14 protein-coding genes are annotated in these 14,428 nt (G+C 71.5%); 3 read left to right on the forward strand and 11 right to left on the reverse strand.

Annotated features, from left to right (window positions below; translation table 11 throughout):
* Positions 1-174: 174 nt before the first annotated feature.
* From N912_RS0138200 to N912_RS0138210, 3 genes are read left to right on the forward strand one after another with little or no spacing between them, the layout of a single operon-like run.
* A complete protein-coding gene (locus N912_RS0138200) occupies positions 175-1,275 on the forward strand; it encodes a DUF1214 domain-containing protein (RefSeq protein WP_028926562.1) in 1,101 nt (366 codons plus the stop codon).
* Positions 1,272-2,417, forward strand: a complete 1,146-nt coding sequence (locus N912_RS0138205) for a sulfotransferase family protein (RefSeq protein ID WP_028926563.1) — start codon at positions 1,272-1,274, stop codon at positions 2,415-2,417. The genes N912_RS0138200 and N912_RS0138205 overlap by 4 nt, the downstream gene beginning before the upstream one ends.
* A complete protein-coding gene (locus tag N912_RS0138210; RefSeq protein ID WP_028926564.1) occupies positions 2,414-3,196 on the forward strand; it encodes an SDR family oxidoreductase in 783 nt (260 codons plus the stop codon). The genes N912_RS0138205 and N912_RS0138210 overlap by 4 nt, the downstream gene beginning before the upstream one ends.
* A 4-nt stretch (positions 3,197-3,200) precedes the next feature.
* Here the strand turns inward: N912_RS0138210 and N912_RS0138215 are convergent, their stop codons facing one another.
* The 11 genes from N912_RS0138215 to uraD (N912_RS0138265) all read right to left on the reverse strand — a co-directional run bounded on the left by N912_RS0138215 (position 3,201) and on the right by uraD (N912_RS0138265) (position 14,041).
* A complete protein-coding gene (locus N912_RS0138215; protein ID WP_028926565.1) occupies positions 3,201-3,854 on the reverse strand; it encodes an MBL fold metallo-hydrolase in 654 nt (217 codons plus the stop codon).
* 10 nt (positions 3,855-3,864) lie between these two features.
* Entirely contained in the window at positions 3,865-4,836 is a 972-nt protein-coding gene (locus tag N912_RS0138220; protein WP_156994292.1) for a YncE family protein, read from the reverse strand.
* A 76-nt stretch (positions 4,837-4,912) separates the two neighbouring features.
* Positions 4,913-5,287 (reverse strand): allophanate hydrolase-related protein, encoded by a 375-nt coding sequence (locus N912_RS0138225; RefSeq protein WP_028926567.1) that lies wholly within the window; start codon positions 5,285-5,287, stop codon positions 4,913-4,915.
* A 7-nt stretch (positions 5,288-5,294) separates the two neighbouring features.
* Positions 5,295-7,589, reverse strand: a complete 2,295-nt coding sequence (gene pucD / locus N912_RS0138230) for a xanthine dehydrogenase subunit D (protein WP_028926568.1) — start codon at positions 7,587-7,589, stop codon at positions 5,295-5,297.
* Entirely contained in the window at positions 7,586-8,968 is a 1,383-nt protein-coding gene (locus N912_RS0138235; protein ID WP_028926569.1) for an 8-oxoguanine deaminase, read from the reverse strand. Before N912_RS0138235 ends, pucD begins: the two co-directional genes overlap by 4 nt.
* A complete protein-coding gene (locus N912_RS0138240; RefSeq protein ID WP_028926570.1) occupies positions 8,965-9,453 on the reverse strand; it encodes a (2Fe-2S)-binding protein in 489 nt (162 codons plus the stop codon). Before N912_RS0138240 ends, N912_RS0138235 begins: the two co-directional genes overlap by 4 nt.
* Complete coding sequence (locus N912_RS0138245) at positions 9,453-10,337, reverse strand: FAD binding domain-containing protein (protein WP_028926571.1); 885 nt, start codon at positions 10,335-10,337, stop codon at positions 9,453-9,455. Before N912_RS0138245 ends, N912_RS0138240 begins: the two co-directional genes overlap by 1 nt.
* The gene (pucL, locus tag N912_RS0138250; RefSeq protein ID WP_028926572.1) at positions 10,338-11,234 is read right to left on the reverse strand and encodes a factor-independent urate hydroxylase; all 897 of its coding nucleotides are present in this window, start codon (positions 11,232-11,234) and stop codon (positions 10,338-10,340) included.
* Positions 11,235-11,236: 2 nt separating this feature from the next.
* The gene (uraH, locus tag N912_RS0138255) at positions 11,237-11,563 is read right to left on the reverse strand and encodes a hydroxyisourate hydrolase (protein WP_028926573.1); all 327 of its coding nucleotides are present in this window, start codon (positions 11,561-11,563) and stop codon (positions 11,237-11,239) included.
* 58 nt (positions 11,564-11,621) lie between these two features.
* Complete coding sequence (gene uraD / locus N912_RS0138260; RefSeq protein WP_028926574.1) at positions 11,622-12,110, reverse strand: 2-oxo-4-hydroxy-4-carboxy-5-ureidoimidazoline decarboxylase; 489 nt, start codon at positions 12,108-12,110, stop codon at positions 11,622-11,624.
* A complete protein-coding gene (uraD, locus tag N912_RS0138265; protein ID WP_028926575.1) occupies positions 12,107-14,041 on the reverse strand; it encodes a 2-oxo-4-hydroxy-4-carboxy-5-ureidoimidazoline decarboxylase in 1,935 nt (644 codons plus the stop codon). The genes uraD (N912_RS0138260) and uraD (N912_RS0138265) overlap by 4 nt, the downstream gene beginning before the upstream one ends.
* Positions 14,042-14,428 lie beyond the last annotated feature (387 nt).

Below are 14,428 nucleotides of genomic sequence, written 5' to 3' on the forward strand. Positions count from 1 at the left end.
CGCACACCGCGTCTCGTCGCCGCGCACATGTCCCAACCTGTGTGCGGTGACAAGAGCGCGTGTGCCGCTGGGAGGGACGCGGGCGGCGGCGTCGGCACGGGCGGCGATTTGAACGTTGTCCAGAATGCGATAGCCTGCGAGCCTGCGAGCTAGAACCTGTTCTAGGAGGTCCGCGTGGACGAGCTCGGTGAGGCGGTACGGACGGGGCGGGCCTGGTCGGAGTTCTGCCGGGCGCTGGAACGGGCCGGGCAGGTCGTGCTGGCGGACGCCGCGCCGGACACCCCGCTGGACAGGGCCGAGGGCTTCCGCTACCTCACGCGGCTGACCAGGGAGATGCTCTACTCCTGCGTCGAGAACACCGACCCCGACCGGCCGCGGTTCCACGAGCTGGACCTGGTCAAGATCGGCGCGGACAACCCGGACAACGTGTACCTGTCCGCGAACATCCGGGGCGACCGCGACTACCTGATCACCGGCCGGCGCGGCACCATCGCCTACTTCAGCATCGGCTCGAAGGCCAACCGGTACGCCAAGGACGGCACCATGGCCTCCACCGGCGAGCTCACCGACTCCGACCTGGTCGTCGAGCCCGACGGCACCGTCGAGATCATCGCCAGCGCGTCCGAGCCCGCCGCCGGGCAAGGCCGCAACTGGCTGCCGCTGGCCCCGGACTCCACCGGCCTGGTGGTCCGCCAGACCTACCTGGACCGCACCACCGAGACCCCGGGCAGCTGGCACATCGCCCGCCTGGACGACCCCGGCCCGCCGCCTCCGCTGCGCCCGGAGTCCCTGGGCGCCGCGCTGCGCCGGGCCGCGCTGGCGGTGCACGGCACGGCCGCCACCTTCGCCCACTGGACCGAGACGTTCATGGCCAGGCCCAACGAGCTGCCCGACTTCGGCCAGGAGATGTTCCAGCGCGCCGGCGGCGACCCGGAGATCTTCTACCTGCACGGCTACTGGACGCTGCGCCCCGACCAGGCCTGGGTGATCACCACCGACGTCCCGGACTGCCCGTACTGGAACTTCCAGCTCGACAACTGGTGGATGGAGTCGCTGGACCACGCCCACTCGATCACCGTCAACAAGCACACCGCCACGCTGGACCCGGACGGCCGGCTGACCATCGTCGTGGCCGACCGCGACCCCGGCGCGCGCAACTGGATCGACACCCACGGCCACCGCCGCGGCACCGCGCTGCTGCGCTGGCTCGGCGCGGCCGAACACCCGATCCCGACCTGCCGGGTGGTGCCCCTCGACTCCCTGGAGACGTCATGACGCAACCGCTCAGGGTGGACGAACTGCTGGCCGCCGCGCGCGCCAAGGCCGGCTCGGACGAGTTCGGCGACGAGTGGTTCCTCGAACCGCTGTGCGCGCTGGTGACCAGCCTCAACGACGAGGCCAGGCTGTCCGAGCTGGGCCTGGCCATGACCCGCCGCCGGCTGACCGCGCTGCTGGTGGACAGGCTGCGGCTGCGCGCGCTGCAACGCCGCCACCCGGAGATCCTGGACGTCGAGGTGGACCTGGCCGCCGAGATCTGCGGGCTGCCGCGCACCGGGTCGACCCTGATGCACCGGCTGCTGGCCGCGTCGCCGAGGCTGACCTCCACGCTGTCCTGGGAGACCGCGTACCCGATCCCGTTCCCCGGCGAGGCCCCGGACGCGCCCGAGCGCAAGCGCCGCGCCCAGGAGCGCACCCGGATGTTCCTGGAGCTGTCCCCCGACTTCGGCGACATCCACACCATCGAATGGGACGGGCCGGAGGAGGACGTGATCCTGGTCGACAGGTCGTTCGCGTCGATGAGCTTCGAGTCGTTCTACTGGGTGCCCGGCTACGGCGACTGGATGCGCACCGCCGACCAGGCCCGGGCCTACCGCGAGCTGCGCGAGTGGCTGCAGGTGCTGCGCTGGCAGGACCCGGCGCGGGCCGGCCGGCGCTGGGTGCTCAAGTCGCCGCACCATCTCACGGCGGTGGCCACCGTGCTGGACACGTTCCCCGACTGCAAGATCGTGATGACCCACCGCGACCCGGTGAAGGCGGTGCCGTCGTACGCCTCGATGGTGCGGACGATCTGCGCCCAGTACAGCGAGTCCGTGGACGCGGCCGCGATCGGTCGGTACTGGAGCGAGCGGTTCGCGCACGCGCTGCGGGACTTCGCGTCCGTGCGCGCGGCCCGCCCGGAGCGGTTCGTGGACGTCCGCTACGACGCGCTGGTCGCCGACCCCGCCGCCCAGGCCGGCCGGGTGCTCGACGCACTCGGCCTGCCGCCGAATGCGGACGACGAGGCGGCGTTCGCGGACTACCTGGTGCGCAATGGTGCGCAGAGCCGCTCCGCGCACCACTACACAACTGCCGACTTCGGCCTGTCGGAGCAGCGGCTGGAGCGCGACTTCGCTTTCTACACGGAGGTGTACCTGTGATCCTGTCCGGCGAGGTAGTAGTGATCACCGGGGTCGGCCCCGGGTTCGGCGCCGACCTGGCCACCAGGGCGGCGGCCGAGGGCGCCAAGGTGGTGATGTGCGCCCGCTCCACCGACACCATGGACAAGGTCGCCGCCGAGATCGCGGCCGCCGGCGGCCAGGCCATCGGCGTCCCCTGCGACGTGCGCAAACCCGACCAGGTCAGCGAGCTGGTGACGCGCGCGCTCGACGAGTTCGGCACCGTCACCGGCCTGGTCAACTCGGCGTTCAGCCACCCCGGTTTCCACGACCTGCTGGACACCCCGGACAAGCAGCTCCGCCGCGCCCTGGACATCACCCTGCACGGCGCCCTCGGCGTGACCAGGGAGGTCGTCGCCCCGATGACCGCCGCCGGCCACGGCTCGATCGTCAACATCGGCACCATGGCCACCCGCAAACCCAAACGCGGCGAGGGCGGGTACGCGGTGACCAAGGCCGCGATGGCGACGGCGACCCGCTACCTCGCCCTGGAGCTGGGCGAGCACGGCATCCGCGTCAACCACGCCGTGATGGGCTGGATGGAAGGCCCCAACGTGCGCCTCTACCGCCAGTTCGAGGCCGCCCGCCGAGGCGTCACCGAGGACGACATCTACCGCGAGGTGGCCTCCGCCAACCCGCTCGGCCGCATCCCCCCTGACGAGGCCTGCGCCGGCGCCGTCCTGTTCCTGCTCTCCCGCTACGCCTCGGAGATCACCGGCGTCGCCCTGGACGTCAACGGCGGCGAGTACATGCCCCTCTGACCCGCTAGCTCTCCGAGCCCAGCTCCACCCCGGCGCCGACCTCCAGTCGCGCGTACTCCACCCCGGTCCGCTTGGACGTCGCCGCGAGGATGTTGTCCACCACCCGCAGGCCGATGTCGTTGACCAGCCCGTCATGGATCGAGAAGCCCCCGAGGGCGCCGACGGCCTCCGCGAAGTCGAGCACCTCGACGGACTTCAGCCACGGGGCGTTCGTCGGCAACAACAGCGTGCCCACCGGATCCTCGGGCACGGTGAACGCATCCCCGGGATGGAAGACCCGGCCGCCCACGAGGTAGCCCACGTTCGGGATCGGGTCGAGGTGGGTGGGCGCGTGCCACTCGCCGTAGACGTGCACGTCGAGGTTGCCCGCGCGCAGCACGTCGCCGTGGGCGGCGGTGCGGACGCGGCCGGCCAGCTCGTCGACGGAGCCGAGCTGGGCGGCCACCGAGGCCGGTGCCCAGACCAGGACGTCGGGGTTGGCCTCGGCGGCCGCGCGCAGGTTCGACGGCTCGAAGTGGTCGAAGTGCTCGTGGGTGATCAGGATGGCGTCGGCGCCCTGGACGGCGGCCGGGTCGGTGAGGGCTCCGGGGTCCAGGACGACGGTGGTTCCGGCGTCTTCGAGGCGCACGCACGCGTGTCCGAATTTTGTCAGTCGCACGCCGGCGACGTTACCCCGCGAGCGAGATGTGGATGACCTCGTGCGCGCCCCGGTCCAGGGGCACCACCCGCTCGACCCGGTACGCCGTCGCGTCGATCACGGTCATGGTGCCGTCGTTCGCGTTGTCCACGAAGATCCGGCGGGCGTCCGGGCTGGAGCTGATGCCGAGCGGGCCGGCGCCGACCTGGACCTGGGCGAGCACCTCGCGGCGCCGCGGGTCGACGATGCTGACCGAGCCGGGGTTCGCCTTCGCGAACGACCACGGTAGGTGGAAATGCGAGATGACGACCAGGCCGGTGCTCGTCACGTGCATTCGGTGCGGATTGTCGGGCAGTTCTATCGAGCAGATCTTCTGGTCGGTCGCGGTGTCGACTATGTGCACGAACGGCTTGGACCGGTCATTGGCGTACAGGTGCCGGCCGTCGGCGGACAGTTCCAGGTCCTCGGAGCCGTCGGGCATGGGGATCTTTCCGGTCAGGCGCCGGCCTTTCAGGTCGAGCACGGAGACGAACTCCGCCTCCTTGTTTCCGGTGTACGCCTTCGTGCCGTCCGGCAGTGCCGCTATCCAGTGCGGGCCGGGCGCCTCGGTGGGGATGTGGCCGGCCACGGTGAGCGTGTCCAGATCGAGGACGGCAACGCATCCGCCGTGCGACTCGCACGCGACGTAGAGCAGGTCGGCCCGGGGGTCGAGGTACATGTCGTGCGGGCCGGCGTACGGGCCGATGTCCACCACCTTGTCGATCGTCCAGGTCCGCGCGTTGACCACGGTGATCTCGGTGCCGTGGTCGCCGTGCACGTCGTAGAACCCGTCGCGATACGTGATCGCGATGTACAACAATGCGCGCTTGGCGTCGAATACGACCATGTGCGGCTCGGGCGGCGTCCGCACCCTGGCGACTTCCGTCAAATCGTGCGCGTCCAGCGCAATCATCGTATGGCCGAGCTGGTTGCAGGTTACCAGGAATTCGTTTTTCGCGGGCATGAGCACGACGCTACCCACGAACCGGAGTCACGAAAATTGACTATTCCGCAAACAACGATTCCACCGAAGGCAAGCGTCAGGAACCCAGATAGGCGCGCCAGGACGCGAGCTCGGTGATGTCGGTGAGCTCGAGCGGTTCGTGGGTGCGGCGGAGCACCATGGCCAGCGAGCCCGAGCCGTCCTCCAGCTCGATCACGCCCAGCTCCAGCCCGGGCGGCTCGCCGGGCAGCAGCACGTCACGCAGTTGGGCGTAGGACAGCTCGTACACCTCCCCGATCACGGACGCGCCGGCGCCGGGACCGACGTCCTCCAGCGCGGGGTAGGCGCCGCCCACCGCGTAGAACCGGTACCGGGGCGCGGTGCGCGTCTTGGCCACCAGCGGGGCGTCGCCGACCAGGTGGTGGTCGGCCTCGCCGGACATGGCGGTGCCGTTGAGGAACATCAGGGGCATGGGGTGATCAACCTCCGGTGACGGTGATGTGTTCGGGCCGGACCGGTACCCGGGACAGCGCCAGGCCGGTTGCCTGTCGGATGGCGGCCACCACGGCGGGGCCGGAGGAGATGGTCGGCGGCTCGCCGACGCCGCGCAGCCCGTACGGGGCATGTGGGTCGGCGTACTCGAGCACCTCGATGCGCATCGGCGGCATGTCCAGGATGGTCGGGATCAGGTAGTCGGTGAACGACGGGTTCCTGATCTGCCCGTCGATCACCTGGATCTCCTCCATCACGGCCAGCCCGAGGCCCTGCGCGGTGCCGCCCTGGATCTGGCCGAGGACGGCCTCCGGGTTGATCGCCTTGCCCACGTCCTGGGTGCAGGCCAGCTCGACGACCTTGATCAGGCCGAGCTCGACGTCCACGTCGACCACGGCGCGGTGCGCGGAGAACGCGTACTGGACGTGCGCGAAGCCCTGGCCGGTCTCCGGGTCGATCTCCTCGGTGGGGCGGTGCCGGTACACGGCGGTCTCGTCGATCACCTCGGTGCCCAGGACGTCGACCAGCGTGGACAGCACCCCGTGCCCGTCGCTGACCAGCTTGCCGCCGTCCAGGCGCAGGCCGCTCTCCGCGACACCGAACCGGGTGGCGGCCAGCGCGAACACGCGGTCCCGCACCCGCTCGCAGGCCAGCTTCACCGCGCCGCCGGTCATGTACGTCTGACGGGACGCCGAGGTGGACCCGGCCGAGCCGACGGCGGTGTCCTTGGGCTGGACGGTCACGGTGTCCACGCCCAGCTCGGTGCGGCAGATCTGCTGCTCCACGGTGACCAGGCCCTGGCCGACCTCGGCGGCCGCCGTGTGCACGGTGACCGCCGCCTCCCCACCGACCACCTCCAGCCGCACCCGCGCCGTGGAGTAGTCGTCGTAGCCCTCGGAGAAGCCCACGTTCTTGTACGCCACCGCGTAGCCGACACCGCGCCGCACGCCCTCGCCGTGCGTGGTGTTGGCCACCCCGCCGGGCACGTCCCGCAGGTCGGGGGCCGCGCCGAGCGACTCCGGAAGCGGCATGGCCTCCAGCCGGCGCAGCAGCTCGGCCACCGGGGCCGGGCTGTCCACGACCTGGCCGGTCGGCGCCTCGGAGCCCAGCTCCATGGCGTTGCGGCAGCGCAGCTCGACCGGGTCCATGTCCAGCGCGGCGGCCAGCTTGTCCATCTGCGCCTCGTGCGCGAACGCGGCCTGCACCGAGCCGAACCCGCGCATCGCGCCGCACGGCGGGTTGTTGGTGAACACGCCGTAGCAGTCCATCCGCACGTTCGGCACCACGTACGGGCCGATACCCATGGTGCCGCCGTTGCCGACCACCGCCGAGGTGCTCGACGCGTACGCGCCGCCGTCGAACCAGATCTCCGCGTTGACGTAGACCAGGGTGCCGTCGCGGCGCGCGCCGTGCTCGTAGCGCATGGTCGCCGGGTGCCGGTGCACGTGGCCGAAGAACGACTCCTCCCGGTCGTACACCATCTTGATCGGCTTGCCGGTGCGCAGCGCGAGCAGGCAGGCGTGCACGTGCATGGACAGGTCCTCGCGGCCGCCGAACGCGCCGCCGACGCCGGCCAGGGTCAGCCGCACCTTCTCGGGTGGCAGGTCGAGCGCCGCGCAGACCTGCTTCTGGTCGACGTGCAGCCACTGGGTGGCCACGTACAGGTCCACGCCGCCGTCCTCGGCGGGGATCGCCAGGCCGGACTCCGGGCCGAGGAACGCCTGGTCCTGCATGCCGACGGTGTACTCGCCGGTGACCACGACGTCCGCTTGCGGCGCGGGAAGGCCCTTGCGGAGCTTGAGGTGGCGCACCAGGTTGCCGTTCTCGTGCACGCGCGGGCTGTCCGGGCGCAGCGCGGTCTCCGCGTCCGTGACCGGCTCCAGGACCTCGTAGTCGACCTTGATCCGCTTCGCCGCGCGCTGGGCGATCTCGGGGTGGTCGGCGGCCACCAGCGCGACGGGTTCGCCCTGGTAGCGGACCACGCCGTCGGCGAGCACCGGCTGGTCGTCGTGCTCGAGGCCGACGGCATTGCGGGGCACGTCCTCGGCGGTGAGCACCGCGTACACGCCCGGGGTGGCCAGCGCCTCGCCGATGTCCAGCGACCGGATCCGGGCGTGCGGGTGCGGGCTGCGCAGCGTGACGCCCCACAGCATGTCGTCGTGCCACAGGTCGCTGCCGTAGGCGAACTCGCCGGTCACCTTCAGGGTCGCGTCCGGGCGCTGCGCGTTTGCGCCGATGCCGCCGCCTGTGCTCTGCGTACCTATCGGCAACGCTCTGGTCATGACGTCACTCCCGCTCGTTCCAGCACAGTGTCGTGGGCGCGGCGCACGGCGGCGGCCACCTCGGCCTCGTCGACGGTGACCACCCGGTCGTACTCGACCACCGGACGGCCGTGCACCAGCAGCAGGTCCATCGGCGGCGGCGCGCCGAGGACCAGGGCGGCCAGCGGGTCGGCGATGTCCGCGTGCGCCAGCGTGTCCAGCCGCCAGACGGCCAGGTCGGCGAGCTTGCCCGGCTCCAGCGAGCCGATCTCGCCGTCGCGCCCGAGCAGCCGCGCGCCGCCCATGGTGGCCAGCTCCAGCGCGTCCATCACGCCCATGGCCTTCGGGCCGCCGACCGCGCGGGCGAACAGCAGCGCGTGCCTGGCCTCCTCCAGCAGCGAGCCGGCCTCGTTGGACGCGGCGCCGTCCACTCCGAGCCCGACCGGGACGCCGGCCTCGCGCAGCTCCCGCGTCCGGCAGATGCCGGCGCCCAGGCGGGCGTTCGAGGACGGGCAGTGCGCGACGCCGGTGCCGGTGGCGGCCAGCGAGGCGATCGCCGCGCCGTCCAGGTGCACGGCGTGCGCCAGCCAGACGTCCGGCCCCAGCCAGCCCAGGTCGTGGGCGTACTCGGTCGGCGTGCGGCCGAAGTGCTCGCGGCAGTAGTCGTCCTCGTCGGCGGTCTCGGCCAGGTGGGTGTGCATCCTGAGGTTGCGCGCCCTCGCCAGCTCGGCGGAGCGTTTGAGCAGCTCGGCGGTGACGGTGAACGGCGAGCAGGGGGCCACGGCGATGCGCAGCATGGACTCGGGCGACGGGTCGTGGAAGCGGTCGACGGCCTGTTCGGTGGCGGCCAGGATCGCGTCCACGTCCTCGACCACGTCGTCCGGCGGCAGCCCGCCCTGGCTCTTGCCCAGGTCCATCGAGCCTCGGGTGGCGTGGAACCGCAGGCCCACCTCGGCGGCCGCGCCCACCCCGGCCGCCAGCACGTCGCCGCCCTCGCGCGGGAACACGTAGTGGTGGTCCGACGCGGTGGTGCAGCCGGTGCGGGCCAGCCAGGACAGCGCTCCGGTGGCCGCCGCGTGGGTGACCTCGGCGTCGATGCCGGCCCACACCGGGTAGAGCGCGGTCAGCCAGTCGAACAGCGTGTCGTCCACGGCCAGGCCGCGGGTGGCCCACTGGTAGAGGTGCTGGTGGGTGTTGACGAACCCGGGGGTGACCAGGCAGCCCTCGGCGTCCACCCGCCGCGCCCCGGCCGGCACCTGGTCCGAGTCCGGGTCCGGGGCCGGGCCTGCGCCGACCGCCGTGATCCGCGCGCCGTCCACCACGACGTGGCCGGACCGGTGCAGGGTGCGCTCGGCGTCCACCGTGGCCACGGTGGCGTTCTCGATGATGATCGCGGTCATGTGCGTGCCTCCTGCCGCGAGGCCGCCAGCCGGACCGCGTCCAGGATCTTCTCGTAGCCGGTGCAGCGGCACAGGTTGCCGGCCAACGCCTCCCGGATCTCCGGGTCGGACGGGACGTCCTGGCGGCCGGCGAGCAGGGCGTGGGTCTGGACGATCAGCCCGGGCGTGCAGAAGCCGCACTGCACCGCGCCGGCCTCCACGAACGCCTGCTGCACCGGGTCGAGCTCGGCGCCGTCCGCCGTGTTCGCGGCCAGCCCTTCGACCGTGCGCACCTCGCGTCCGCGCGCCTGACCGGCCGCAACCAGGCACGAGCACACCGGCACGTCGTCCATGTACACCGTGCAGGAGCCGCATTCGCCCTGTTCACAGGCGTTCTTCGAGCCGGGCAGGCCGAGCCGCTCGCGCAGCACGTAGAGCAGCGACTCGCCCTCCCAGACGTCGTCGGCGGTCCGCTCGGTGCCGTTGACGGTCAGTTGGATACGCATCAGTTGCTCCCGGTCCGGTCGTCGTTCTGGTAGTCGGCCCAGGCCCAGGTGAGCGCCCGGCGGGCCATCACGGCCAGCGAGTGCAGCCGGTACGCGGCGCTGCCCCGCACGTCGTCGATCGGGGCCGCGGCGGCCCGGACGCGTTGGCCGAACTCGGCGGCCAGGCCGTCGGGCAGCGCGGCGCGGGAGTCCCACAGTCCGCGCTCCTCCAGCTCGGCGGCCAGGAACTCCTCCGCCTCGCGCGCCCGGCGCGGGGTCGGGGCGGCGGAGCCGATCCCGGTACCGACCGACCGTCGGTCTACCTTTAACGCGAGCCCGAACGCGGACACCGCGATCACCATGGCGTTGCGCGTGCCGATCTTGCAGAACTGCTGCGGCCCGCTCGGCGGCGCGACCAGGATCGCGGTGATCAGCTCGTCGGCGGCCAGCGCGTGGCGCTTCACGCCGGTGAAGAACTCGTCGACCGGGATCTTCCGCCGGCCTCGCACCGACGCCGCCTCCACCACCGCGTCGGCTGCCAGCAGCGCCGGGTGCGAGTCACCGGCCGGCGAGGCGGCGCCCAGGTTGCCGCCGACGGTGCCCCGGTTGCGGATCTGCGGCGAGCCGACCGTGCGGGCGGCCATCGCCAGCCCGGGCAGCCGGCCGCCCAGCTCGTCGATCACCCGGGTGTAGCTGACGCACGAGCCCAGCCGTATGTCCCCGTTCTCCGGCGTCCACTCGGCCAGCTCGGAGACCCGGTTCAGGTCGAGCAGCGCGGCCGGGCGGTGCTTGTCGAAGTTGATCTCGACCATGACGTCGGTGCCGCCGGCGATGGGGACCGCGTCCGGGTGCGCCGCCTTGGCCGCGAGCGCTTCGTCCAGTGTGGACGGCTGCAGGAACTCCATCTACGACAACCCCGCAATCATCTGCCAGGCCCGCCCGGCGTCGGCCGGCGCGTCGTCCCTGGTCACGTTGCATTCGATCAGCCCGTAGGGCCTGTCGTCGGCGTGGAACACCTCGTTCGGGTTGTCCAACCCGAACGGGGAGAGGTCGACGACGAAGTGGTGCTTGTTCGGCGCCGAGAACATCACCTCGGCGACCTCGGGATGCGCCTGCAGCACCGCGCGGCCCATCTCCCAGAGCGTCTGCTGCAGCGCCAGGCTGTGCACCTCGGCGAACCGGGCCAGCAGGATCTGCCGGATGTCCGCGTACGCCTTCCCCCAGTCCGCCACCGGTTCGTTATAACGCCACCGAGCGACCAAGGAAGTGGCCATGATCCGGTCGTCGGTCTCGGCCAGCGTGGTGTAGCCGTCGCGCAGGAAGCCGTGGAACTCCGAGCCGGTGGACTTGAGCAGCGTCAGGTCCTTGAGCCCGGAGACCACCCAGACCCGCCGGTCCTCGCCGCTGCCCTCCACGGTGACCTGGGCGGTGCGGACCTCCTGCCCGGAGCGGACGAACGAGTGCGGGTGCCCGTCGATGCGCTCCCAGAGGTACTCCTCGACCAGCACCCGCGCCCCGTCGACCGGCTCGATGTCGTCGACGAAGTGTTTCGCCAGGTCCAGGGCGTAGTCCTCGATCTGGCCGATGCCCTTCTCCTTGGCGTAGGCGTAGCAGGTGTTCTTCTGGGTGTCGGTGGGCAGCACGTCGCGCTGGTCGCCGTCGGTGTGCGCGGCGGCGAAGCGGCCGCGCAGCGCGGTGGAGACGTTCACGTCCCGGATCTCGTGCCGGCCGGTGTCGCGGTAGATCCGGACCACCCGGTTCTCCGCCTTGCCGTACTGGTTGGGTCCCAACACGATGGACATGGTCAGCTCCCTCGGTAGGTCGAGTAGGCGAACGGGCTGAGCAGCAGCGGGACGTGGTAGTGCTCGCCGGCGTCCACGGTGAAGGTGATCGCGACCTCCGGGTAGAAGCCGCGCTGGCCGGTGGCCTCGAAGTACGCGCCGGTGTCGAACACCAGCCGGTAACCGCCCGCATCCAACGTGGCCGGCCCCAGCTCGCGCACCCGACCGTCCCCGTCCGTCCGCGCCTCCCCCAACGGCTCGCCTTGACCGGAGCCGGCCCGCTCCAACCGCACCGGCACCCCCGCCGCCGGCCGCCCGCGCGCGCTGTCCAGCACGTGCGTCGTGATCATGAATCCTCCCTGGTCAGAACCCGTGAGTGGTAAGCGTTGCTATGGCACCGCTAACCACTCACGGGTTGTCCAGCAGCTTCTCCAGCCGCAGGCGGTTGATCTTGGCTAGTTCGGTGCGGAGTACGGACCATTCGGTGGTCGCGTCGTTGGCCAGGCGGGCGCGCAGGTCGGCGAGCAGATCCTCGGCGCCCCGGCCGCTGGCGGCCACGAGGTAGACGTGGCCGAAGCGGCGTTCGTACTCGCGGTTGCCCTCGGCGAGCGCCGCCTTCAGGTCGGCTTCGGCGGCGGACACGGCGGACTGCTCGCGCGCGGACGTGGCGTCTCCGGCGCGGCGTTCCCCGATCCGGGGGTGGCCGTCCAGGGCGTCCTTCAGGTCGGCGTCGGTGAGCGCGGCCAGCGCACGGTCCGCCTCGGCATACAACTCGTCGGCGGTCGCAAACGGCCGGGCGGCGGTGAGCTGGCGCGCCCAGGACGGCGAGCCGCAGCAGGCGAGCAGTTCGCGGTACGCGGCGGCGTCCGGCAGTGCGTTGAGCTCGGACAGCGTCATGTCAGGTTCTCGTAGCGTTGCAGGCGGGCGGCGTGGATCGGGTTCGCGCCGGCCACCAGGTCGTCGAACCGGTGGCTGGCGATCTTCGCGATCTCGATCAGCGCCGCCGCGTGTTCCTGGGCCGGCGAGTTGTGCACCCGGGTCTCGCCCTGGTGCAGGACCTCGTCGCGGCTGTGCATGTCGCGCACGCAGACGATCAGCGGGTAGCCGAACTTCCGCTCGTACTCCGCCGTCAAGGCCTCGAACGCGTCGTGGTCCTCGTCCGCGAGGCGGGTCAGGCCGACGGTCGACTGGTCACGGGCGGACATCTCCCCGGTCCGGCCGTCCGCGACCGCCTCCGAGCCGAGCGCCGGGTAGTGCCGCATCAGGTCGCGCTGCTGGTCGGCGGTGGCGCCGAACAGCGCGTCCTGGAACGCCCGGCGCAGCGCCTGGGTGTCCGAGAACGGCCGGCGCGCGTAGGCGTTCTCCACCGCCCAGGTCGGGCCCTGGAACAGTTGGCCGAACGCGGCCACGAACTCGTCCTTGCTCATCTGGTTGACCTCGCTGAGCCGGATCTCGCCGTGCCCAGGGGTACCCGCCACGGCGGCCCCCCGACTCCGCCCGATGTGGTGGAACACGATGTTCAGCCCGATCGCGGCCAGGCTGCCCAGCGTGATCCCGCTGCCCAGGATGATCTGCGCCCACTGCGGCACCGCCTTGGCGATGTTCGGCTGCGCGGTGACCAGCATGGCCAGCCCGAGGCTGGTGGCCACGATGACGATGTTGCGGTGGTCGTTGAAGTCCACCCGGGACAGCGTCTGCACCCCGACCACCGCCACCGTGGCGAACATGGCCAGCGCGGCGCCGCCGAGCACCGGGTGCGGGATGGCGGCCACGATCGCGCCGGCCTTCGGCAACAGCCCGAGCACGATCATGAACACGCCGGCCGCCGCGACCACGTACCGGCTCTTGATCCTGGTCAGCCGGACCAGGCCGACGTTCTCCGCGAAGCAGGTGTACGGGAACGAGTTGAGCACCCCGCCGAGCGTGGTGGCCAGCCCGTCCGCGCGCAGCGCCCGCGCGATGTCGTCCTTGCCGATCTTCTTGTCCACGATCTCGCCGGTGGCGAACACGTCGCCGGTGGTCTCCACGGCGGTGATCAGCATGACCACGGTCATGGAGATGATCGCCGCGACGCTGAACTTGGGCAGCCCGAAGTAGAACGGCGTGGTCACCCCGACCCAGGCCGAGCCGCCCACCGAGGCGAAGTTCGCGTCCCCCAGCGCCCAGGCCACCAGCGTGCCCACCACCAGCCCGACCAGCACCGCGATGGTCGCCATGAAGCCCCGGAAGATCCGCTGGATGATCACGATCAGGGCGAGCGTGCCCAGCGCGTACGCCAGGTACTTGCCGTTCGTCGGGTCCGGCGAGGAGCCGCCGCCGACCACGTCCTGTGCGCCGACCGGCAGCAGCGCGATGCCGATGATGGTGATCACCGAGCCGGTCACCACCGGCGGGAAGTACTTGACCAGCCGCCCGAAGTACGGCGCGATCAGCAGCATCACCAGCCCGGCCACGATGACCGAGCCGTAGATCACCAACAGCCCCTCGGTGCCGCCGCCGGCGGCCAGCCCGATCGCGATCATCGGGGACACGGCGGTGAACGTGACGCCCTGCAGCAGCGGCAGCCGCACGCCCACCTTCCAGAACCCCACGGACTGCAGGATCGACGCGATGCCGCAGGTGAACAGGTCGGCGTTGATCAGGTGGATGAGCTGTTGCTCGTTCAGCCCGATCGCGCTGGCCAGCAGGATCGGCACGATGACGGCGCCCGCGTAGAACGCCAGCACGTGCTGGAACCCGTAGATGGCGAGCTTGCCCGGGGGCAGCATGTCGTCGACGGGGTGCCTGCCCGTGCGCCGGGTTCCGGGCGTGTCAGGAGATCGCGCCATAGCAGTCTCACCCCAGAGGTTTCGGCGGCCGACCCGCGTGGCCATGGTCCGGTCCGGCCGCAGTGCCGAGTGGTGTCCGTGCCAAGTGGCCGCCAATTCCGAGCGGCAACCGTGTCGCGCGCCGGTCGGCTTCGCGGGGACCGGCGCTGGTGGGCGCTGGCCGGCGGCCGTACCGGGCGGCATCGGTGCTGCGCGGCGGTGATGCTACGTGGCTGTGCTTGTCTTTCGTGACCTGCTGTCGTGCGGTGATAATGGAAAGATGTTTCCGCGTCGTGGAAGTTTCTTTCCTTATCACGGGACATTAGGCGGCACCCATCGCTCCGTCAAGAGGGATCGGTGAACTGGCTCACCCGCCGCCCCGCGCCCCGTCACACACCCGGGAGCCCG

It is taken from the genome of Actinospineispora acaciae DSM 45401, assembly GCF_000620785.1.
Classification (GTDB): domain Bacteria; phylum Actinomycetota; class Actinomycetes; order Mycobacteriales; family Pseudonocardiaceae; genus Pseudonocardia; species Pseudonocardia acaciae.

Excerpts from the sequence above, each read along its gene's own strand:
- N912_RS0138225 (WP_028926567.1), bottom strand. The coding sequence starts at position 5,287 with ATGCCCCTGATGTTCCTCAACGGCACCGCCATGTCCGGCGAGGCCGAC.
- N912_RS0138220 (WP_156994292.1), bottom strand. The coding sequence starts at position 4,836 with ATGCCCGCGAAAAACGAATTCCTGGTAACCTGCAACCAGCTCGGCCAT.
- N912_RS0138205 (WP_028926563.1), top strand. The coding sequence starts at position 1,272 with ATGACGCAACCGCTCAGGGTGGACGAACTGCTGGCCGCCGCGCGCGCC.
- pucD (WP_028926568.1), bottom strand. The coding sequence starts at position 7,589 with ATGACCAGAGCGTTGCCGATAGGTACGCAGAGCACAGGCGGCGGCATC.
- N912_RS0138235 (WP_028926569.1), bottom strand. The coding sequence starts at position 8,968 with ATGACCGCGATCATCATCGAGAACGCCACCGTGGCCACGGTGGACGCC.
- uraD (WP_028926574.1), bottom strand. The coding sequence starts at position 12,110 with ATGACGCTGTCCGAGCTCAACGCACTGCCGGACGCCGCCGCGTACCGC.
- N912_RS0138245 (WP_028926571.1), bottom strand. The coding sequence starts at position 10,337 with ATGGAGTTCCTGCAGCCGTCCACACTGGACGAAGCGCTCGCGGCCAAG.
- pucL (WP_028926572.1), bottom strand. The coding sequence starts at position 11,234 with ATGTCCATCGTGTTGGGACCCAACCAGTACGGCAAGGCGGAGAACCGG.
- uraH (WP_028926573.1), bottom strand. The coding sequence starts at position 11,563 with ATGATCACGACGCACGTGCTGGACAGCGCGCGCGGGCGGCCGGCGGCG.
- N912_RS0138240 (WP_028926570.1), bottom strand. The coding sequence starts at position 9,453 with ATGCGTATCCAACTGACCGTCAACGGCACCGAGCGGACCGCCGACGAC.
- uraD (WP_028926575.1), bottom strand. The coding sequence starts at position 14,041 with ATGGCGCGATCTCCTGACACGCCCGGAACCCGGCGCACGGGCAGGCAC.